This is a genomic window from Gracilibacillus thailandensis (genome assembly GCF_010994055.1).
In the GTDB taxonomy this organism is placed as follows: domain Bacteria; phylum Bacillota; class Bacilli; order Bacillales; family Amphibacillaceae; genus Gracilibacillus; species Gracilibacillus lacisalsi.
Genome location: NZ_WJID01000064.1, coordinates 1 through 22,326 on the forward strand (window position 1 = coordinate 1; position 22,326 = coordinate 22,326).

Annotated in this window: 21 protein-coding genes; 5 read left to right on the forward strand and 16 right to left on the reverse strand. The window is 37.1% G+C overall.

All coding sequences use genetic code 11. The features are described 5' to 3' along the window. Positions 1-200 precede the first annotated feature (200 nt). The 7 genes from GH715_RS16980 to GH715_RS17005 form a co-directional block, all read right to left on the reverse strand. The gene (locus tag GH715_RS16980; protein WP_153836630.1) at positions 201-2,366 is read right to left on the reverse strand and encodes a DNA topoisomerase III; all 2,166 of its coding nucleotides are present in this window, start codon (positions 2,364-2,366) and stop codon (positions 201-203) included. Positions 2,367-2,528: 162 nt separating this feature from the next. Continuing rightward, entirely contained in the window at positions 2,529-3,788 is a 1,260-nt protein-coding gene (locus GH715_RS16985; protein WP_153836629.1) for a YeeE/YedE family protein, read from the reverse strand. 315 nt (positions 3,789-4,103) lie between these two features. Further along, positions 4,104-4,337 (reverse strand): hypothetical protein, encoded by a 234-nt coding sequence (locus GH715_RS16990; RefSeq protein ID WP_153836628.1) that lies wholly within the window; start codon positions 4,335-4,337, stop codon positions 4,104-4,106. 14 nt (positions 4,338-4,351) lie between these two features. Continuing rightward, positions 4,352-4,597, reverse strand: coding sequence for a Ger(x)C family spore germination C-terminal domain-containing protein (locus GH715_RS21625; RefSeq protein ID WP_240469408.1), 246 nt, complete (start codon positions 4,595-4,597; stop codon positions 4,352-4,354). Continuing rightward, a complete protein-coding gene (locus tag GH715_RS16995) occupies positions 4,582-5,190 on the reverse strand; it encodes a Ger(x)C family spore germination protein (RefSeq protein WP_240469409.1) in 609 nt (202 codons plus the stop codon). Before GH715_RS16995 ends, GH715_RS21625 begins: the two co-directional genes overlap by 16 nt. Then, positions 5,187-6,722 (reverse strand): spore germination protein, encoded by a 1,536-nt coding sequence (locus GH715_RS17000; protein ID WP_153836627.1) that lies wholly within the window; start codon positions 6,720-6,722, stop codon positions 5,187-5,189. Before GH715_RS17000 ends, GH715_RS16995 begins: the two co-directional genes overlap by 4 nt. Positions 6,723-6,727: 5 nt before the next feature. After that, complete coding sequence (locus GH715_RS17005; protein WP_153836626.1) at positions 6,728-7,813, reverse strand: GerAB/ArcD/ProY family transporter; 1,086 nt, start codon at positions 7,811-7,813, stop codon at positions 6,728-6,730. A gap of 264 nt (positions 7,814-8,077) precedes the next feature. Between GH715_RS17005 and GH715_RS17010 the strand changes: the two genes are divergently transcribed. Further along, positions 8,078-9,193 (forward strand): YibE/F family protein, encoded by a 1,116-nt coding sequence (locus tag GH715_RS17010; protein ID WP_153836625.1) that lies wholly within the window; start codon positions 8,078-8,080, stop codon positions 9,191-9,193. Next, positions 9,190-9,954 (forward strand): YibE/F family protein, encoded by a 765-nt coding sequence (locus GH715_RS17015; protein WP_153836624.1) that lies wholly within the window; start codon positions 9,190-9,192, stop codon positions 9,952-9,954. Before GH715_RS17010 ends, GH715_RS17015 begins: the two co-directional genes overlap by 4 nt. A gap of 202 nt (positions 9,955-10,156) precedes the next feature. On the opposite strand, the gene GH715_RS17020 is transcribed toward GH715_RS17015, so the two are convergent. The 5 genes from GH715_RS17020 to GH715_RS17040 form a co-directional block, all read right to left on the reverse strand. Further along, a complete protein-coding gene (locus GH715_RS17020; protein ID WP_153836623.1) occupies positions 10,157-10,675 on the reverse strand; it encodes a redoxin domain-containing protein in 519 nt (172 codons plus the stop codon). After that, on the reverse strand, positions 10,675-11,322 hold the full coding sequence (locus GH715_RS17025; RefSeq protein WP_153836622.1) for a hypothetical protein: 648 nt from the start codon (positions 11,320-11,322) through the stop codon (positions 10,675-10,677). The genes GH715_RS17020 and GH715_RS17025 overlap by 1 nt, the downstream gene beginning before the upstream one ends. A gap of 835 nt (positions 11,323-12,157) precedes the next feature. Then, positions 12,158-13,255: a putative lipid II flippase FtsW gene (ftsW, locus tag GH715_RS17030; RefSeq protein ID WP_153836621.1), complete on the reverse strand. Its 1,098-nt coding sequence runs from the start codon at positions 13,253-13,255 to the stop codon at positions 12,158-12,160. A 12-nt stretch (positions 13,256-13,267) separates the two neighbouring features. Then, positions 13,268-14,431 carry a rod shape-determining protein RodA gene (rodA, locus tag GH715_RS17035; protein WP_153836620.1) on the reverse strand — a complete coding sequence of 388 codons (1,164 nt, stop codon included), beginning with the start codon at positions 14,429-14,431 and terminating at the stop codon, positions 13,268-13,270. 16 nt (positions 14,432-14,447) lie between these two features. Continuing rightward, on the reverse strand, positions 14,448-15,056 hold the full coding sequence (locus GH715_RS17040) for a helix-turn-helix domain-containing protein (RefSeq protein ID WP_153836619.1): 609 nt from the start codon (positions 15,054-15,056) through the stop codon (positions 14,448-14,450). Positions 15,057-15,249: 193 nt separating this feature from the next. Between GH715_RS17040 and GH715_RS17045 the strand changes: the two genes are divergently transcribed. Continuing rightward, entirely contained in the window at positions 15,250-15,900 is a 651-nt protein-coding gene (locus tag GH715_RS17045) for a YczE/YyaS/YitT family protein (RefSeq protein ID WP_153836618.1), read from the forward strand. Between the two features lie 165 nt (positions 15,901-16,065). Here GH715_RS17045 and GH715_RS17050 read toward each other — a convergent pair whose 3' ends face one another. From GH715_RS17050 to GH715_RS17065, 4 genes are all read right to left on the reverse strand, one after another. Continuing rightward, the gene (locus tag GH715_RS17050) at positions 16,066-16,593 is read right to left on the reverse strand and encodes an SRPBCC domain-containing protein (protein ID WP_153836617.1); all 528 of its coding nucleotides are present in this window, start codon (positions 16,591-16,593) and stop codon (positions 16,066-16,068) included. A 90-nt stretch (positions 16,594-16,683) separates the two neighbouring features. Beyond that, the gene (locus GH715_RS17055) at positions 16,684-17,007 is read right to left on the reverse strand and encodes an ArsR/SmtB family transcription factor (protein WP_153836616.1); all 324 of its coding nucleotides are present in this window, start codon (positions 17,005-17,007) and stop codon (positions 16,684-16,686) included. Positions 17,008-17,393: 386 nt separating this feature from the next. Then, entirely contained in the window at positions 17,394-18,692 is a 1,299-nt protein-coding gene (gene melA, locus GH715_RS17060) for an alpha-glucosidase/alpha-galactosidase (protein ID WP_153836615.1), read from the reverse strand. A gap of 110 nt (positions 18,693-18,802) precedes the next feature. Continuing rightward, a complete protein-coding gene (locus GH715_RS17065) occupies positions 18,803-19,687 on the reverse strand; it encodes a helix-turn-helix domain-containing protein (protein WP_153836614.1) in 885 nt (294 codons plus the stop codon). 123 nt (positions 19,688-19,810) lie between these two features. On the opposite strand from GH715_RS17065, the gene GH715_RS17070 reads away from it, so the two are divergent. Both GH715_RS17070 and GH715_RS17075 read left to right on the forward strand, forming a co-directional pair. Beyond that, positions 19,811-21,430 (forward strand): ABC-F family ATP-binding cassette domain-containing protein, encoded by a 1,620-nt coding sequence (locus tag GH715_RS17070; protein WP_153836613.1) that lies wholly within the window; start codon positions 19,811-19,813, stop codon positions 21,428-21,430. Positions 21,431-21,712: 282 nt separating this feature from the next. Continuing rightward, positions 21,713-22,321 (forward strand): YesL family protein, encoded by a 609-nt coding sequence (locus GH715_RS17075; protein WP_153836612.1) that lies wholly within the window; start codon positions 21,713-21,715, stop codon positions 22,319-22,321. Positions 22,322-22,326: the final 5 nt, after the last annotated feature.

Below are 22,326 nucleotides of genomic sequence, written 5' to 3' on the forward strand. Positions count from 1 at the left end.
TACGACCTATGCTCGGCCGCACCTGAAGGTAAAACCCCATGGAAAGGGAAGCGGGCAGCCGGAGCGTTGCTTTCCGTCTACATATCATTTCAAAATGACCACCTATGATACAAATACACTATCATGCCGCGTATTATATAATTTCCTAACAAGTAAGAAAAAACAACGTGACGGAGCTAACCATCACGTTGTTTTTTCTTTTATTTCTTCTTTAATTTCGCAAGTGCATCTGCCAATGCAGTGTTGGTAAATTCGTCGTCCTGCTGTTTCATATATTTGTTTACATCTCGTTTCGTTGCTTTATTCTTTCCTTGTTTTTCTTTTCGTTTTTGAAATGAAGATAACTTTTCACGATATCCACATACACAAGAAAAGGTTTGTCCTTCACCTTGTCCGCGTAGTTCCATTCTTTTATGGCAATTTGGGCAACGTGCATTTGTTTTCTTGGCGATCGGCTTACGCTCCCCACACTCTCTATCTTGGCAGACTAGCATGCGACCTTTCTTTCCATTTACTTCTAACATAAGCTTTCCGCATTTCGGACATTTCGTACCGGTCATGTTGTCGTGTTTATATTTGGCATCAGTCGTTTTCACCTGGTGCACGATTTCCTTGGTATATCCTTTAATTTCACTGATAAAGGCTGTTTTTTTCAGTTGACCATTTGCAATCTGGTTCAGCTTTTTCTCCCACTCTGCTGTTAACAACGGAGAACGTAAATCAGCTGGTACAAGCTCCAGTAGCTGTTTACCTTTTGAAGTAAGGTGAAGATATTTTCCTTTTTTCTCGATGTAAAAGGTATTGAACAATTTCTCGATAATATCCGCTCTCGTTGCAACAGTTCCTAATCCACCAGTAGCTTGTAGCGTTTTGGATGCGTGTTTTTCATTTTGTTCTAAAAACTTCGCTGGATTTTCCATCGCTTGTAGTAATGTACCCTCTGTTAAGCGTTCTGGCGGTTTTGTCTCCCCTTCGTTCAAGGTTAAGGTTGGTTTTTCCCAGACATGCTTTTCTTGGATTTCACTGATTTTTTGTTCATCATCATCGTCATTGTCATGGTTATACACCGCTTTAAAGCCTTGGTCAATCACATTTTTGCCACTAGCAGTAAATATTTCACCAGCTATTTCTGCCTGTAACTCAATCTTCTCATATTGAAATGGCGGCAATAAAACTGCCAAGAAACGTTTGATTACGAGATCATATATTTTCTGTTCCTGATCAGATAATTTCGATAGATACACTGGCTCTTCTGTTGGGATAATCGCATGGTGGTCGGAAACTTTGCTATTATCAACAAACGATTTATGAGCTTTAATCGGCTGTTTTTTTATTTTGTTTGCTGTCTTCGCATACGGACCTACTCCACAGCTTGTCACCCGTTCCTTTAATGTAGGTACAATATCCGTAGAAATATATTTAGAATCAGTTCTTGGATAAGTCAATACTTTATGCTGTTCATATAGCTTCTGCATGATCGATAATGTTTGTTTTCCGGAGAAACCGAAAATACGGTTTGCATCTCGCTGCAAATCAGTTAAGTCATAAAGGCTAGGTGCATAGCTTTTTTTATTCTTTTTGTCGATCTGAGTAACGGTTAACGGTTTATTTTGCAATCTGGATTGAAGCTCTTTTGCTGTTGATTGATCAAACAGGCGTGTTTCTCCTTTAGCATTTCGCCAAGTTAAGGTAATGCCGTCCTTTGTTCGCGCCTTGATTTGAAAATACTTTTTCGGCTGGAATTGTTTAATTTCCTTCTCTCTTGATGCAATCATCGCCAGAGTTGGGGTTTGTACACGACCACTTGATAGTTGCGCATTAAATTTCGTCGTTAGCGCTCTCGTTGCATTCAATCCAACATACCAGTCAGCTTCTGAGCGAGCAACTGCTGAGGCATAGAGGTTATCGTATTGTTTGGCTGGTTTTAAGTTTTGAAAACCTTGTTTAATCGCTTGATCTGTTACAGAAGAGATCCATAATCTTTTGACAGGTTTGTTCACACGAACCTTTTCCAAAATCCAACGCGCCACTAGTTCCCCTTCTCGTCCAGCATCCGTAGCAATCACGATATCCTGCACATCTTTTCGAACAAGCTGACTTTTTACTGATTGAAACTGTTTGCCGGTTTTCTTAATTACTACTAATTTCAAACGCTCTGGTAACATCGGCAATTCATCCAGTTTCCATGTTTTATATTTATCATCGTAAACCTCGGGATCTGCTAGAGTAACTAAATGTCCTAACGCCCAAGTAACGATATATTTTTGACCTTCTAAAAAGCCATTTCCTTTCTTATTACACTGTAATACTCGAGCTATATCCCGAGCAACAGAAGGCTTTTCCGCTAACACTACGGTTTTCTTCATGAAGGAACATCCTTTCCATAATCATTACACTTTAATATAACATATTAGCGACTTTACTGACATTTAAATGGGTACAAACATCTTATCATAGTTATAATAGGGTCTATCCAAATACAAAAATCACCATGGGTATATTCCACATGGTGATTTTTTCTTTCCATATCAACAAAATGAATCTTTTGGTTTCGGTACAGACAATCCAAACAAAGGTCTGAGATATAGTGCCACAAAAGTGCCTGCTAATGCTAAGATCCCCCAAACATAACCGTGAAGACTAAAGGAGGCAATTCCGCCAAAATAAGCACCGATATTACATCCGAATGCAAGACGGGCACCATAGCCCATCAGTAGGCCTCCTATAACAGATGCTAGCGCATTTTTTCCAGTTATTTTAGAAAACTTGAAAAGTCCACCCGCTGCTGATGCGAGGAATGCCCCAAGAATAACGCCTAAATTTAATACAGTAGTAGAGTCAGCGAAAATAGATGCCTCTAATGCTGACGCGTTTGCGCCTTGCCAATATCCCCAACTAGCTACATCGACTCCGAAGAATTGTGCTACTTTTGAACCCCATAAAGCAAAAGCAGAGGTAATCCCCCACGGAGCACCACGAGTCATTAATGTTAAGGCATTAAGAACTGCCAAAACAATTGCTGCAGCAAATAATGGCCATGATCCTCGGAAAATCCTCCGCCATCCTTTTTCAGAAGGTAATGGCGCCATTTTAGGTGCACGTTTCTTTTTCTCTACAACTAAGGATATCCAAGCTATTAATCCAAATAATACAATTGATAAGACCCAAGCGCCACCATAACCAAGTCCTGTAGATGTTGCTAGAGACACAGGTTCAAAGGCTGGTAAATCTTCAGTCCAAAATGGTAGATGATAAGCACCTATCGTTGAACCTACTATAAAGAATAATAGTGTGATAAACATAACAGAACGACCACCACCGACTGCATATAGAGTACCAGATGCACATCCACCCCCTAATTGCATCCCTATCCCAAACATGAAGGCTCCTACAACGAGGCTTACTCCAACTGGTGACACATAACCAGCAACTTCTCCTCCAAAGAATGAAAAGCCAAATGCTAGAATAGGAGCAAATAGTGTAACAGCAACTGCCAACATTAACATATGAGACCGTAACGCCTGCCCATTTCCAACAGACATAAATCTGCGGAATGCAGAAGTAAAACCAAAGCGTGCATGAAACAAGGTATAACCAAGTAACAGACCAATTACTAATAATAACGGTTGAACACTATTTTGGGTGAACATTAAATAAACCATTAATATGAAACCAACCGCTAATCCACCAATTATAAGTGGTATTTGTGGTTTATTTAAATTCGAATTTTTTTGTTGTATGGAATCTTTTACTGCATTTGCAGATTGAACTTTCGCTGTTGTTTCCATCTAAATCACTCTTTTCTTATTAATTTACTGGGATTTGCTTTTATTATCATAATGGCAAGTTGTCTTGATGTCAAAGGATTAATTTAGGTTTGCGATCCATTTAAACAATTTTAAATGCTAAGTAGATCTGCGATTCCTAGTAGCCAATTATGAAATTGACTGTTTGACCACTAAAGTGGATCATTGCACAGATTCTACCCTTTCTTGTCTTATTACAAAAAAACGCCCTAACAATGTTAAGGCGCTTTTCACTATATTGTGATCTTATTTCTAAGAGGCTATCTTCCATATTTTACAGCAAATCACGAAGGTAAACTAAATTTTATGGTCCATTGGTAAGAATAGTTGAACAAAATCCGTGATTATTTGAATGGAACTAAATGATTCTAGCGAGAACAGGTGGAGTCTGTTGACGATGAACAAAAAATAAGCTGTTGTTAAAAAAGAAAAATAAAGAATTAACTCTCTTTTATTTTTTCTTTTCCATAACTGTTTAGCATCTATAATAATAAGCACTATAAATAGAAGTGATAATCCAGCAAACCACATCTTTTAGCATCCTTTCACTCCATCTCCGTTTGAGTTGGTTCGATAATTAATCCTGACCTTCGAATATTTGCTTCCACTTGAATATCAAATGTCACTTTTGCTAGCATTTCTTCAGGTTGATCTTGAGCTGTTTTCCAAGCATCCGGGTAGACTCTTCTCAATTTCTGCCCAATCCCATAAATATCTGAACCCATCTCTTTTGCAAGTTCAAATTCATTCTCAATCCGTGAGGTAATCACTTCACCTATTTCCTTTTCCACCTGTTTTTCGGTTGTATTACATCAAGAGATGGATCAATTCCTGGTGTTGTTAGTACTGTAGTAAAGTCACGCAGTTTAACTTTCCTGGCAATAATTTGTCGCTGTTCGGCTGAATCTAAAAGATCACTCATTGCTTTTGCCGGAATACTGCCAAGCTCTATTTTTTGATTTAATAAATCTTGGGCACTGCCCCGGGTTACTACTACATAGGAACCTGCACGACTATCTCTATCTCGTTCAAACCATGTGATAATTGGCGCAACACCTTCTCTAGCTAATCCCTCACTAAAAATGATAATCTGAAGATGGGACCAGTATAACCGTCGTGGGGAAAGCCTATTTAAATTTTTAATCGCATCCATGATCGTTTCACCTTGAGCTGTTACACTCCATGTTGGTAATTCTGCTCCTTGTTGATCACCTTCTTGAGGTTTAATTACCTGTGCTGTTATTTCATAAACACCCTCTTTTTCACTAACTTTATCAATACCTACTCCAATTACAACAGCAACTTCATTTAATTCTTTCTTATCCCAGCAACCACTTAAAAGTACAATACAAACAAATAGCAAAGCTAATCTTATTATTTTCACTTTTTTTGTCTCCTATTTAAATGGTTATTATCTCTTGAATCAGACATCCTTTTCTGATTTTCACCTGCAACCTCATTTGGCCGTTCTCTCATTGCCCACCATGGTGTTCTTATCAATAAATCTCCCCAATTGTCTTTATGAAAAGGTACGATAGGAGTTAAGTATGGGACACCAAAGGAGCGCAGTGTAGTCAAGTGAATATACATAAATATCAGCCCAAAAATTAAACCAAAAGCTCCAAGGACGGCAGCTAATGTTATCAGCGCAAACCTTATCAACCGTGCCGATATCGCTAAGTTATAGGATGGCGTCGTAAAAGAACCTATTGCCGTTAAGGAAACCGTAATAACGGTGGCTTGCCCAACTAGACCAGCTTCTACTGCTGCTTGTCCTAACACTAATCCACCCACGATGGATACTGCTGCACCAATTGTTTTAGGGAGCCTGAGACCTGCTTCCCTTAATATTTCAAACGTTATCTCCATAAAAAGCACCTCAATAGCTATTGCAAATGGTACCCCTTCCCGTTGCCCGGTTAAGGCAATAAGTAGTGGTGTCGGTATCATTTCCTGATGATAAGTAAGCAACGCTACGTAAAAACCTGGTAAAACAACGGATAAAAAAAACGCAAAACCTCTTAGCATTTTAAGAAAACTTGCAAAATCATATCGTTGATAATAATCTTCATTCGATGTCAAAAATAAGCCAATTGTAGCTGGCACCAATAAAGTACCTGGGCTACCCTCTAACAAAATGGCAATTCTACCTTCTAACAAACCAGCTGCAATTCGGTCAGGTCTTTCTGAATTAAAAATGGTTGGAAATGGCGTATATCCATTTGGGTCTTCAATAATTTCTTCTAAATATAAAGAATCAAGAATGCCATCTATTTCGATTTTCTCCAAACGGCTTTTAACTTCCTCATACATTTCTGGTTTCACAACACCATCAATGCCTAATATAGCAACTGGGGTTTGGGATAACTCGCCAATCTTCATCTCATGAACCTTTAATTTATGCGTATGCAGACGTCTTCTGACTAAACCGATGTTGGTTTGTAACGATTCATTGAAAGACTCTCTTGGGCCACGAACAACTGTCTCCACTTCAGATTCAGAAACTTGACGTCTCTCCCCACCTGCTGTATCGAGTGCAATTCCACTTGTTTGATTTTCTCCTAATACAAGGGAATGTCCTTGTAACAAGTATGTAAGGGAGTCCTTTATAGACGATGTAGCTTCTTTTTTTATCGTAGCGAAATGAAGTTCTTTTAAATTTTGATCCTGTTTATAGTTTTCGTTTAGTTCACTGATTACATATTCTTCAATCGATTCCCTTTCGACTAAACTTTCCAGATACAAAACAGCAACAGATCTCTCCTTTTCACTGTCAATAAAACGAACAACTAAATCAGAACTATCCCCAAACATATCTTTGATGATTTTGATATCATCATTTAGGTTACCTTGAAAGCAAAGATCTTCTAGTTTCCTGTTCTGTTTCTTATTTAACTTTGGTTTCCTTCTAAACATATCATTCATCCTCTTTTTAACTGCTTAAATTGACTGATTAGGAGTAACAGTAAGGGAATAACTAATGCTATAAACGTTGCAAAGTAGGGATAAATATGCATGAGAAATCGATATATCCCAATTAAGTCATCACTTGTAATTAAAGAAAAAATAGCTAATAAAGCAGCTGTTGGAATCGTTAAAATTTTGTAATCATCTAAATGAAATAATTGTGCCACCCCTAACACAATTGCGTAGAAAAATAAGGCAATTTTAGAAAAGGACCCTAATGACCATAATAAAACGCCAAGAATATCCAACCTTTGCAGTGCACCAATCTCGATATCTCTTAATGTTTGAAAGGTCGGAAAGTAGAGCCCCATCGAACGCTCCTCTCCGAAAACGGTAACTACACCTGTAACAGGGCCCAAGAACATAACGATCAAAATCAGCATCGTCAGAATACTAAACCTCTTTAATTTTTTCTTATTAGAAACAAACGGAAAAACCATAGCCAAAACAATAAATGAACTATATAGTGAGGTGATGTTAAATGCCCTCATCACGACAGGACTGAAACCATCCTCAAGGATAGGGAGTAAATTTTGATAGTCTTTATCTTTGTGCGTTAAAAATGATGCCAATATACCAATCGGTATCATTAATATAAGAAACGTTTGATTTGTTCTTGCTAATATTTCTAACCGATTTCGAATCGCATATGTGGCCAGAATTAACATTGCCACCATATAAATCATCAGTGGTGTTCGAGGAGTAATCGCAGAATTGTAAAATTCGCTAAAACCTCTTAATGATAAACTTGCCTCATGAAAAAAATAAAAAAGAAATATAATGGCTACTATCTTTCCAATCCATTTACCAAGAATAGTCTGAGAATATTCAATTAATGATTGTTCAGGATAACGCTGTGCAAGTAAAGCTATCACAAATCCAATCAGAACAGCAGGAATGATAGCAAAGAGTAAAGATATCCAACTGTCTCTCCCGGCATGATTAATAATAACGGGGATAAACAATAAATGTCCTGTAACAGTAATACTAGCAATCGCCAGCATTAAAGCTTGAATCGATGAAATCCTAATACCCTCCATATATCCCACCTCCATAGTTCATACAGTTATTAACCAGTATTGTCTATTGGTGGTACATTTATACAAACCTTAATGATGAATCACCCTATCTGTATGCAGAAGGTTTAAAGGGATGGTATTATATGTAGGAAACAAGTTCTTAAAAGATTCAAAAGGCGTTTAATCGATTCCCTACTCTTTTGCACCTATACAAGAGATTTGGAGAACAAATTATACATTTATCTGACATTAGTGTCTTTAATCTATATAATGGAGTGAACCAGCTTGAAAGCATGGATAAAAGGGTTATCAAGGCAGCAACTTTTAATATACATCCTTATTACGGTAGGCTTTATCAGTTCGATTATTTTCGTCAATCACAATCACGAATTCTATGACAGACCAATTGCTAAAATTACCAATACAGTAGAAACAGATAAAGCAGAAACGGTTGATCAGCATCAAAATCAAGATTATCGGGTTACCCAGGAAATCACCGCTGAAATACAAAACGGTTCCAACAAAGGGGAAATGATCGAAATAACGAATCAATACTCCGGATCACAGGCGGTTGATCAAGTATTTAATACAGGAGATGAAGTGTTTGTCACCATCGATGAATCCACTTCTTCCGGAACCATTGAAGATGTCAAACGTGATAAGTATCTAATCTTGGTAGCTTGGATTTTTATCATTATTTTGCTGGCTGTCGGTAAGAAACAAGGGGCTCTATCGGTTATCAGCTTAGCAGTAAATGCCGGAATCTTATCGCTGGCACTCGATATCTACCTGCAAAATTCAGACCTTAGTCTAGTGATCATTTGCGGTATTAGCATTGTTCTTTTTACCGTGATATCACTACTGTTGGTCAATGGTTTCAATGAAAAAACATATACAGCGATTGTCGCCACCTTACTTGGTACGTTAAGTTCACTCTTGATTGCCTACTTTGCCTTATCTGTGACAGGAGAACAAGGACTACGTTATGAAGAAATGTCCTTTCTAAGCAGAAATCCACAAATTGTTTTTATGGCAGGGCTTTTAATTGGCTCCTTAGGGGCGGTAATGGATGTCGCCATCACCATGTCGTCATCTATCTTTGAGCTATATGATAAAAATAACCAGATAAGTCTAAAGAAGCTTAAAGCATCTGGCATCGATATAGGCAAAGATATTATGGGGACGATGATTAATGTATTATTTTTTGCCTATGTAAGTGGATCAATCCCGATGCTACTTTTATATTTTAAAAATGCATCACCAATACGGTTCACACTATCCATGAATTTATCTATTGAATTGGCACGTGCCTTAGCTGGTGGTATCGGAATTGTACTGACTATTCCGATTGCTATCTATACATCGATTTTCTTTATTCGAAGAAAGAGGGCTAGAACATGAATGTATTAGTGTTATTGTCGATCATCTTATTTACGTTGATGGCAATTGTCGGAGGAAAAAAAGGAATAAAATCATTCATCGCTTTATTCTTAAATTTTGCCATCGTTATCGCCACGGTTTTAGTGATGAACGATCCAAATGCCAATCCGATTTGGCTAACGCTTTTGGCATGTGCCTTCATTAGTGCTATCAGTCTGTTCTATATTAACGAGGTCAACAGTAAAACAATGATGGCCTTCTTATCTACGATTGTAACGTTAGTGATATTGTTACTTTTCATCATTATCATCACGGATCAATCCATGATCCAAGGTTTCGGTGAGGAAGAAAGAGAAGAAATGATGGCTTTTTCCTTAAATATTGGGATTGACTTTGTAAAAGTGGCCACTTCGGTAATTATTATGAGTACCATCGGGGCAATTGTTGATACAGCTATTTCGATTACTTCACCGATGCGTGAAATTCATTACCATAATCCAACAATTAGTAGAAAAGAGTTATTTCTGGCTGGAATCCGAATCGGGAGAGATATACTCAATACAAGTACCAACACATTGTTCTTCGCCTTTTTCGGTGGGTATATGGGGCTCTTAATGTGGTTCAAAGATTTATCTTATTCATTCGGGGAGATTATTAATTCTAAAGTATTTAGTGACGAAATGATTACCATCTTTACTGCGGGAATGGGAGTTGCGATTGTTATCCCAATCGCTTCGGGGATGACTGCCTATTACCTTGTTAGGGATAAGCAAAAAAACTAGACTCGGGAATATTATTGCGCGGACATTCGTTCCGTTATTTGGTTAAATCTTGCCCTTTTTTAGCAGTGAGCGGACATTTAATCCCTTATTTGACGACTTTAGCCATAAATAAGTTCTATTTATGTGAAATAACGGAATAGATGTCCGCGAATACCTTCAAAACAACAATTTTGTCACAAATAGCAGATTAAATGTCCGCCTACTATTGCAATTTATTATATTCCAACATCATCTGGTCGTAGTTAAGCGGACCAAATACATTAAACTGGATGATACCATTGGAATCTAACATATAGGTGGTAGGAATAGGACGAATTTGATAGCGATTGCCCACAATATTCCCCTGATCTAACGGAATCGTAAATGTCAGATCATATTCTTCTACAAACTGATTAACATCTTCAACATTAGCTTCCGTATCCGTTAAATTAATCGCTAAAATGTTCATGTCTGTATCCTGATAAAACCGTTGCATATCTGGCATTTCCGATCGGCATGGAGGACACCATGTTGCCCAAAAGTTAAGCATTACCGGCTCACCACGGTAATCAGATAATTTCACCGTTTCACCATCCAATGTTTCCAGTTCAAAATCTGGCGCAATATTTCCTATTTCCAAACCAATATTATCTGCTTCAGTTACCTTGTTATCTGTCACCATGTCGATAACAGCCCATACCACCATTGCTAGTAAAACGGCACTAATGATCCATTTTTTCATCACAGACTCCCCCTGTTACGGTAATATGTATATCCTTGGAGAACGCCAATCATGACTAAAAAGATATAAAAGATTAGATGTGGTGTAAATTGAAAAATCGATGTTGATATCACGATTTGCAGTAATCCCCATCCTATCAATGTTATATTTGCAATGATGATCGGTGGCTTTTTATCACTGGAATAGATGATAAATAATAAGAGTGTGATTAAAGCTATCAGATATAACCAGTTCTCATGGTACAATATATGATCTGAAAAAGAATAAATGAAACTAGCACTAAGAAATACTGTGCTAAATACATAAAGATTGTCATAATATTGATCGATCGTCTTGATCCATCTCCACTTACTGAACAGAATGGTTATGATAACCCCTAGGTAAAATGCATTCGTATTAGCTGGATAAGCTAAGATAGCAACAGGGTCTGACAAAAACGTTTGGAATTGAAGCACTATTTTTCCAATCCAAATGGAAATCACAAATGTAATGAAAATATTAGAAACCGTATCGATTAAGTTCTTCGTTTTTTCCTTTTGATATGGGCTAATCCAGTAAAAGAAAAGAAAGGCTAGTACAAAACCAATAATGATTAGAACCAGATCAACCTTTATCACGAACGGGCCAAGCAACCAAGCTTGAGGCATGTCCCCACCTCCATCCTCTATTATATATCGATTGGGAGAGAAGTTGATAGGGAAATACCATTTATTTTTCCACATGCTTACTATGAAAAGCTTAGTGCGCCCGATTAGAAACGTAGCGACTGGAACGAATTAACTGAGATAAAGGAATCACGGTGAGTTTACGAACCGATGATGACTTTCACCTAAAGGCATAAGTGCGACTAAGCCTCTGGTTTCACCAATCGGCAAGTCTTCTTTATCGTAGGGCGATTCGTGAAGTCGCCTAGTTTCTGGGCGCTCGGAGCTAGACATCTGCGCAAAATTTATACTTTCTTATCATATAAGAAAAACCGGGAAAGCCCACCTATTCCTGTCCAAAGTAGTTATTTTGACATGAATAATAGGCACAACAACCGCTGCGGCGCCCACTTCACTTTCCTTGGGGCGTGTCTTTAGCTAATTTTTGTAAAGAAGATCGCTTTACAAAAGTGGATCTTCAGATCACGCTGATCCCACAGGAGTCGAAGTGGACGCCTACGCTAAATAACGTTCTACATGGCTTTAACGTACGGACGTTACGTTCTTTTATTTCACATTGTATAAAACCTCAAAAAGTGAGCTGTCACATACGTTTTAGAGCTGCTTTATAGCGGAGGCCGCCCGCTTCAACTCCTGTGGAAACGGTTTTACCTGAAGATCCACTTTTTCAAGCGGTTTTTGCTTGGAAAAGTTAGCTGAAGGTAAAACCCCACGGAAAGGGAAGCGGGCAGCCGGAGCGATGCTTTCCGTCTACATATCATTTCAAAATGACCACCTATGATACAAAAACACTATCATGACGCGCATTATATTTTCCTTATAATTTAGAATAGGCAGAAATATTTAATAATATTCCTGCCGAAACCATGGTAACTATTAATGACGAACCACCATAACTAATAAAAGGTAAGGTAATACCAGTAATGGGCAGCATTCCTAAAATCGCACCTAAATTAACAAACGCTTGGATAATGATTTGAAAGGTAATCCCAATGGCTAACAGCTTACCAAATTCATCGCTTGCCTGCATTGCAATACGGATCCCTTTCACAAAAAGAAAGAAATAGAAGCTTAACACAGCTATGACTCCAAACAGACCTAATTCTTCCGTTATAATCGACATAATAAAGTCTGTATGTGCCTCTGGTAAATAGCCAAGCTTCTGAACACTTCCTCCTAATCCATTTCCAGTAATACCTCCTGTATGTATCGAGATATAAGAATTAACTAACTGATAACCTGATCCTTGAGCATCTGCAAAGGGATCAATGAATGATGTAATTCGCTCGAGTCGATAAGGGGACATCATTGCGAAGAAAATAAATATCGAGACCGCAACACTTCCTAATAAAAATAAGTGGCGAAATCGAATTTTTGTAAAAAACAAAATGATCCCACATGAAAATAATATTAATGTTGCAGACCCTAAATCTGGTTGTTTCAACAACAAACCAAATATAATTGCCAAGATAATAAGTGGTGGAATGACTCCTTTACCAAAATGACCAATATAGGCTTCTTTTCTACTATAAAAGTAAGCAAAATAAATCAGCATTGCTAGTTTCGCAAATTCAACTGGCTGAAATAGAAATCCACCGATTGCAATCCATCTAGTTGAAAAATTCCGTTCCACTCCAACTCCAGGTATTAAAACGAGAATTAAGGCGGCCAATGTAAACAAAACAAGCAATGGACTTAACTTTCCATATATCTGATATGGTAATAACATAGCACCTATTAAAAACAAACTGCTAATAAAAGCCCAAAATAACTGTCTGTGAAAATAGTATGTTGCACTATCATACTGGATATATGCATAAGGGTAGCTTGCACTATAAACCATTACGACACCAAAGGTAACAAACAACAAAAGTACCATTAACAATGTTAAGTCTATATTTCTCATACGCTTCATCATATACTCCCCTTATGCAGCCATATCATTCTCTGATGCAAACATATAATCTTTAGAGCGCACATAAATACTTTGAACTAAGCCTAATGCAAGCATATTGGTAATTAACGCACTTCCACCATAACTAATAAAAGGTAGCGCAATTCCTGTTACAGGCATTAATCCTATTGTCATCGCGATATTTTGGAAGATTTGGAAGGAGAGAAGTGTAATAATACCAACACAAATATAAACACCAAATAAATCGTCTGTTTTTAACGCAATCACTATGATGCGATAAATTAGTAAGAAATAGAGGACAATTAAGATACTTCCTCCTATGAAGCCAAATTCCTCCCCAATCACAGCGAACACAAAATCAGTATGTGCTTCAGGCACACGCCCACTTTGGACTTGATACCCTTGGTTAAACCCTGATCCTGTCAACTGACCTGCACCTATCCCTAACATCGCCTGTCTTAATTGATAGCCGAAATTCATCGTATACTCAGCTGGGTTAATCCAGCTGTATATACGGCCTAACTGATGTGGCTCAAAAAATCTTGATATCCATTCTTCATGATACGTAAATAAATAGATTACTAATATTACGCCGGAGCTCAATACTGACATAACACAGGCAATCATCTTATAACTTATATTAGACATCAATAATAAACCTAGTGTTGCCACCGCAATTAAAAGGGCAGAGCCTAAATCTGGTTGTTTAAGAATCAAAATAAACGGAATTACCAATACAACGACAGTTTTTAAAACAAGTGGAATACTTTTGATAAAGGTTAATTTTTCTGTACCATATCTTTTATATATAGCTGCCAGATAAATTACTAAAAATATTTTCATTAATTCCGATGGTTGCAGATCCATAAACCCCAGATCTATCCACCTTTGGGAACCATTTCTTTCAATACCAAAATAACGAACATAAATAAGTAACAAAATCCCCAAAATATATAAATAAACGGCCCACGTTTCAAGTAAGTCATAATCAAAATAAGCAATACCAATCATCATAGCGATACTGACGATGTACCAAATAAGTTGTCTCCTAGCGAAATAAAAGGATTGCCCATCCGTGTATTGACCTGTTCCACTGTAAACAGCTAACAAACTAAACATTAATAGACCAATTAAAATAAGAAGCATTAGATAATCAAGTGTAGGTTTCTTTGTCATTTGTCTCTTCCTTTGTTTAATGCTTCATTGATAAAGATTGCATAACGTATTGTATTACTAATGCATCATCTAAATACCCTACAGGAAATAAATAGTCGGGAATCATATCCATTGATGCAATAAAATAAAACAATGCGCTTCCCATTAATAAAAGCTCTTTTTTAGATGCTTTCTTTTCCTTAAAGGTTTGATACATAGACTCTAACTGTTGTATATACGGACCTTGTCCCCCTAAAGCAGCCATTTTAGATTTGAATTGATCTAAAATGGTAGCTCTTCCCTCTTCTGTGTTACTTTTTTTCTGATACTTTTGTATATTTTCTTTCAAGCTGTCAGCTGAAAAATCTTTTACAGGTAGATTCATTTCCGAGATAATGGCACGAACATGATTAAAAGATACTGGCTGTGTTGGCTCACCACTTTCTTCAGAACTTACCAAGTCTGATAAAGGAATATGTAAGCTTGTTGAAATTGCTTTTAGATGATCTAAATTTGCTTTTCTCTTCCCGTTGAGAATTCTAGAGATAGTGGAAACGTTAATCCCTGTTTCTTTTGCCAATTGACGCATACTTTTATTACTTTCACGTAATGCTTCTTTTATTAACACAACATCATTTGGTGACATAGGTGTGCTCCTTCTTTTTAAAATCTATATTTAAGATAAAGGAGTGTTGACAAAATGTCAACACTCCTTTTGCGTATGGGTTTTACTTCCATTAACATTCATCAGTTTATTCTATCCATATCGAAACATTTCGGATATAATATCTAGGGGGCATTATTAAACTAAAAATAAAAGAGATACAAGGGGACATAACATGAAAGCGATGACATGGAAAAGGTTTAATATGGTGCTTATTGGAAACCTGTTTATCGGGGTTGCTGTAGCACTGTTACGAATTAGCGCTTTAGGGACAGATCCCTTTTCAACATTAAACTTAGGAATAAGTGGGTTTCTTGGTATATCATTTGGTGTTTATCAATTGATATTTAACCCTTTTCTGCTAGTTATTGTATTTATTTATTATCGAAGTTTAATTGGAATCGGAACTATCGTGAATATGGTTGGAATCGGTTTTATTTCTGATTTTATAGTCTTTGGTTATAACTTCTTCTTTGATGATATGTCTATTCTTGCCATTCGAATAGTGATGATGGCAGCAGCAGTTATTTTTGCAAGTCTAGGTGTTGCTTTATATATTACGCCGAATTTAGGCATTTCACCCTATGATGCATTAGCTTTTGTTGTTGAAAAAGTATCAAAAAACAAAATTCCTTTTCCTATTGCGCGGATTACGACAGATATTTTATGTGTTGCGATTGGATTTTCATTTGGAGCGATAGTCGGTGTTGCTACCGTTATATTCGCCTTTTTTACTGGACCTCTTATCCAATTTTTCCGTAAGCATGTAGCTGAACCAATGCTCGCTCATGAGAAAGCACCAGCTGTTGCTGCAAGTTTGAAATAAGGTTTAATTTGATAAAACACCTTTCAAACCTACCCCTTACTACAAATAGGAAGAATCCATTTTGGGAAAAGTTCGACCAAAATGGATTCTCTTTACAGATTTATAATGGATTTTTTAAAAGTTTAATTTTGGTCGTTTCTTTAATTTAAACTTCATTTGAACTGATTAATTAGATAACTGTTTAAGATATTCATCTAGATCATTAAATTGTGAGGCCATTCCTTCCTTTAAGCCCATTTCTATAACGGCTTTAAGTGCTTCTTCTGATTCAAATTGGCTTTGTATAATTAGCTTTGTCTTCCCAGACTGCTCTTCAAAGTTGATAGTAATTAATTGTTTAGGGGCATTCGAACTAACATTACCCTCTTCATCAGAGAATGTATCAGTATATACAATCTTCTCCGGTGCAATAATTTCGTGGTAAGTAACCTTTCCCCAAGATTTTTGGCCATAAAAATCTTTTTGGTTTTTATCTTCACAAGTCATACAAAAATGCCAAACTCCTCCAGGCTTAAAATCGAATGATTTATTCTCTGTTGTCCAGCCGGTAGGCCCCCACCAGTTTGCTAAATGCTCTGATTCTGAGAATGTTTTAAAGACGAGTTCCCTTGGTGCCTCAAACATTCTCTCCAACACAAGTTTCTTCCCATTCACATACGAATTCAAACGATTTGCTGCATTTTTTTCAGACATTTATTTCCCTCCTTATTTTGAGACATTTTTCTTCTCGATAACCGATCCTCCCTCATAGTTACTAAAAGCATATTGTCTCAGATACGCTTTTTATTCGTCCTTTTCCTTCCGTTGCAGTTCCTTTAGGTAATCGTCCAATTGATCCAATCTGTCTTCCCACAAATGTCTAAAGGAATCAAGCCAACTGTCTATTTCTTTCAATCCTTGGACGTGTAACTTATAAATACGACGATTGGCCATTGGATGAACTTCTACGAGCTTTGCTTCACACAGTACCCGAAGGTGTTTGGAAACTTGAGGCTGGCGAAGACGAAGATGTTCAGCGATTTCCCCTACTGTACAAGGGCCATCGCGCAATAGTTCAATGATGTTTAGTCTATTTGGTTCGGCAATTGCACTCAATATCTTTTCCATATTTACAATATACCACTAAGAGAATATTCCTGTAAAGGAATATTTTAATTTCCTTACGCAAATATTATCTAATATAAAAAAGGATCTCTACTAGCAAAGCAGAGATCCTTTTTTATTATTTCTTGGAAGTACAAATAAGCGAGAATAGAAGTCCCCGGCTATTTCGTGTTCATGATGAGCCTCTGGGGGGCTAATCCTTTCAGTAACAATCGTTTGAAGCCTGGATAGTCAGCAGCTATTGCCTTCGACTTATCATCCGATACTGAAATCCATGATGTTCGATTACAGATAATGTTGAAAAGAAGCTTTATGTTTCATTTTTTTTGCCATAATAGAGATGTCCGAGTTGTTCATTATAAGTTATTGCCGTATAAATACTCCTTACCTTAATAATATTCCGGCAACCAATCTCCATGTTCTTCGATTAAATCGTCACATAAAGCGATAATATCATCGATGGATAATTCTGCTGCAGTATGTGGATCGAGCAGTGCTGCCTGATAAATGTTTTCTTTTTTCTTCGTGAGTGCCGCTTCGATCGTTAATAGTTGTGTATTAATGTTGGTCCTGTTCAGTGCTGCCAATTGTTCTGGTAAATCACCAACATAGGTAGGTGTTACCCCACTGGCATCCACTAAACAAGGGACTTCAACGACAGCAATTTCCGGCAAGTTGCTGATTAGTCCTCCCGTATTTAGTACATTACCGCCAATTTTAAATGGCTGATTTGTTTCCATTGCTTCAATGATGTATGAACCATATTCATGTGTACGCTCATGTTGTAAGTTTTGATCATTGACAAGGTCATCCCGCATTTTCTTCCAGCCTTCAATTTGGTTCACACAGCGACGTGGATATTCATCTAATGGAATATTATATTTCTCGATTAATTCCGGATATTTGCTCTTAATAAAGTACGGATGGTATTCGGCATTATGCTCTGATGACTCTGTCACATAGTAACCAAACTTATCCATTAATTCAAAACGCACCATGTCGTCATGCTTTTCTTGTTGTTTTTCCTTTGCACGTTTTTTTATTTCTGGATAGAGATCTTCCCCGTTCCTTGTTATTTCAAGTAACCATGCCATATGATTAATGCCAGCAATCTTCCACTGTACATTATCTTTCGGCATGTCTAAAGAATCTAATAAATGGCTAGCACATACTTGAACACTGTGGCACAATCCAACAGTTTTAATCCCTTCTTTCAGCATCACATTGGTTAATACTGCCATTGGATTTGTATAATTTAAAAACCATGCATCAGGACAAACTTCTTTCATATCACGGGCGAATTCCTGCATTACAGGAATCGTTCTTAAGTTTCGGAAGATCCCGCCTATCCCTAGTGTATCTGCAATTGTCTGGCGTAATCCGTATTTCTTTGGCACTTCAAAGTCAGTAATTGTACACGGGTCGTAACCACCAACTTGTATAGCATTAATCACATATTTGGCATCCCTCAGCGCCTCTTTGCGATCATGGTATGCTGTTACTTTCACATTCGCGTTTAAGCTTTTCTTTAAATTGTTTAACATCATTTCCGAATCATTCAAACGCTCATGATCAATATCAAACAAGGCAAATTCGAAACCTTTTAATGCATCAACTGTCATACAATCACCTAGAACATTTTTGGCGAAAACCGTACTTCCTGCTCCTAGAAATGTAATTTTAGACATCCTTCTCCTCCTAATTCGTACTAAATTGCTATTACTTACTATCATCTTATGAGGATTTTGAAACGTTTACAATCGTAAATATTTTTAATAAGAGTAAAATATTGCGGTTATTAATCAATGAATAATCGATCAACCGGCATCACATATTTATTTTGACGGTATTCACTTGGCGTCTCATTCAATAATTTCTTAAACACTTTACTAAAATAATTACTGGAAGAAAATCCGGTTTCTTGGGCAATTTCTTCTATTGTCTTCTCATTATTTTGCAAAAGGTCTAAAGCGTGCTGAATGCGTACTTTCGTTAAATATTGAACTGGAGTTTGATTGATAGAAGTAGCAAATAGTCTCGTGAAATGATATTTGGATAAACCAGAGACGGCAACCATATCATCTAATGAGATATCCTCTCTATAATTTTTTTCAATAAATGAGACTGCCGTAGCGATCGCGACAGGTAACTGATTCTCTTGAATTTGCTCATGTTCAAAATATTGCGAGCATTCCATCAAAAAGCTATAGGCATAACCTGAAGCTTCATAACCATGCTTAATACCAGTTGCTTCAATTTTCTGCAATACTCGCCATATGTGTTTAATTGGTCTGGAATGGTCTGGGAGTTGAAGGATATGACCATGTTTTTCTGATAAATACTGAAAGTGACGAATGGCTTCATTTCCATAAACGGTCATATAGATAAAATCCCAGTTTGTTGATTCTTGCGGTAAGTAGTAACAATGATCGCTAGGAATTTTCACAAAAAAAGCATTCCCTTTCGTTAATGGATAGATATCGTTTCCAATTCTAATTGCTCCTTTACCTCCTAACGTATATTGGAAAACCACTCTTCCTTCTTCTCCTCTTTTTAATCCATCCCAAATATAAGTATGCTCAGTCCGTGACTCCCTGCCGATTGAATGAAGACCTGCAACACGTTCTTGATAATCTCCTTTTAAACGAAAACCGTATGACTGATGTTTAGAATATGTCTGCATGAGATCTTTCCTCCTTACTACTATCATACCGAATTTCCTCAGAATGTCATTCCTTGATTGACTTCCTATCCCAAATCGCTTAAGCTTGCTTTATGATATGAGATAATGGAGGAATTTTGAAGTATGCTACAAGCAACTAATGTAAGTTTACGTTTTGGTGATAAGAAGTTATTTGAAGACGTTAATATTAAGTTTACTGCTGGAAATTGCTATGGTTTGATCGGTGCTAATGGTGCTGGTAAATCTACTTTTCTTAAAATATTGTCAGGTGAGATCGAACCACAGACTGGCCACGTTTCACTTGGAAAAGGTGAACGCCTTGCTGTATTAAAACAGGATCACTTCGCCTATGAAGAATACGAAGTGTTAAAGACTGTTGTCATGGGACACACTCGTTTATATGAAGTAATGCAGGAAAAAGACGCTATTTATGCTAAAGGGGAATTCACAGAAGAAGATGGCATGCGTGCTGCCGAATTGGAAGGCGAATTTGCCGAGATGAACGGTTGGGAAGCAGAATCAGATGCTGCAATTCTGTTAAAAGGTCTTGGTATAGGTGAAGATCTCCACACGAAAAAAATGGCTGATTTAACAGGTTCTGAAAAGGTAAAAGTATTATTAGCACAAGCTTTGTTCGGTAATCCAGATATTTTATTATTAGATGAGCCGACAAACCACTTGGATATTCAAGCGATTCAATGGTTAGAAGAATTTTTAATTAACTTTGAAAATACCGTTATTGTTGTTTCCCACGATCGTCACTTTTTAAATAAAGTATGTACACATATCGCTGATGTCGACTATGGCAAAATTGAAATGTACGTCGGAAACTATGATTTCTGGTATGAATCCAGTCAACTAGCCTTACAAATGGCTAAGGATCAAAACAAGAAAAAAGAAGAGAAGATTAAAGAATTACAAAACTTTATCGCTCGCTTTAGTGCCAATGCATCGAAATCAAAGCAAGCGACTTCGCGTAAAAAAATGCTCGATAACATTACACTGGACGATATTAAACCATCTTCCCGTCGTTATCCGTATGTAGCCTTTCAACCTGGTCGTGACATTGGTAATGATTTATTGCGCGTCGAAGGTATTTCGAAAACAATTGATGGCGTAAAGGTGTTAGATAATGTAAGTTTTACATTAAAACCGTATGACAAAGTGGCATTTATCGGACCAAATGAAAATGCTAAAACCGTGCTATTTGATATCCTAATGGGTGAAATGGAACCTGACGAAGGAAGCTATACTTGGGGTGTTACCACTTCCCAGTCTTACTTCCCGAAAGATAACTCAGCATTTTTCGATGGCAATGACATGACCTTAGTAGAATGGTTGCGTCAATATTCACCAGAAGATCAAACCGAAACTTTCTTACGTGGTTTCCTTGGCCGTATGTTGTTCTCAGGGGAAGAAGCATTGAAGAAAGCGAATGTTTTATCTGGTGGGGAAAAAGTACGTTGTATGTTATCAAAAATGATGCTATCGAATGCCAATGTGCTGGTATTGGATGAACCGACAAACCACTTAGACCTAGAATCAATCACTGCGTTGAACAATGGTTTAATTAAATTTAAAGGATCGATTCTGTTCACATCACATGACCATCAATTCATTAACAGTATCGCCAATCGCCTGATCGAGATTACACCTAAAGGAATTGTCGATAAAGAAATTAGTTATGATGAGTATGTAGCAGATCAGAAGTTACAAAAGGAAATTAGTGCGATGTACGCATAATATGGAAGCTATCTCTTTTTTAGAGGTAGCTTTTTCATTGCGGAAAATTAGTTTGATTATTGCGAATTGCAGCTCTTTGTTGCGAAACCCTGCTCGATTATTGCGAATTCGGCCTGCTTTATTGCGAAATTCGCTTTGATTATTGCGAAACCTCTTTGAATCTCTTTATCCTATTTTTAGAATCCATATCTTTTCTTTTAAATTCCTCCTATGAAATTTACCATTCTAATATTTTTGTGTATGCTTAATAGATAGATATATGAGTATGGGAGGTTCCTTGCTATGAATAAAAGTATTTCAGTTTATATAACGGTTGGAGAGTGGATTTTTAAGATTCTGCTGTTAAACCTGTATTGGTTCATCTTTTCGGTACTCGGATTATTTATAGTTGGAATTTTCCCTGCTACCGCAGCCTTGTTTGCAACAATCAGGCAAGATATCAAATCAGAGGATGATATCAAACTTTTTCGCGAATTTATTCACTATTACAAACAGGAGTTTATCAAAGCTAATATCCTTGGGTATATACTCGCTATCGCCACAGCTATTTTACTGTTGAACATTCAAATCTTAGGACAGTTAGACAGTTCACTATTAAACTCTACATTAATGGTGATGACCTATATTTTATTAGCTATTATTGCACTTGTTGCTGTGTTCATTTTCCCAATCTATGTGCATTATCAATTTTCCGTACTTGGTTATCTTAAATATTCTGCTATATTGGTTATTGGTAAACCACTGCATACGATTGCCATGCTCGTGTTAATTGCGGCGACTTTTTACCTTTATTATTTAGTACCAGGTTTTATACCTGCTTTAGGAATTAGTTTACTAGCTTATATTATTATGCGGACGGCTTATTCTTTTTTTGCAACACCTGAACAATAGAATAT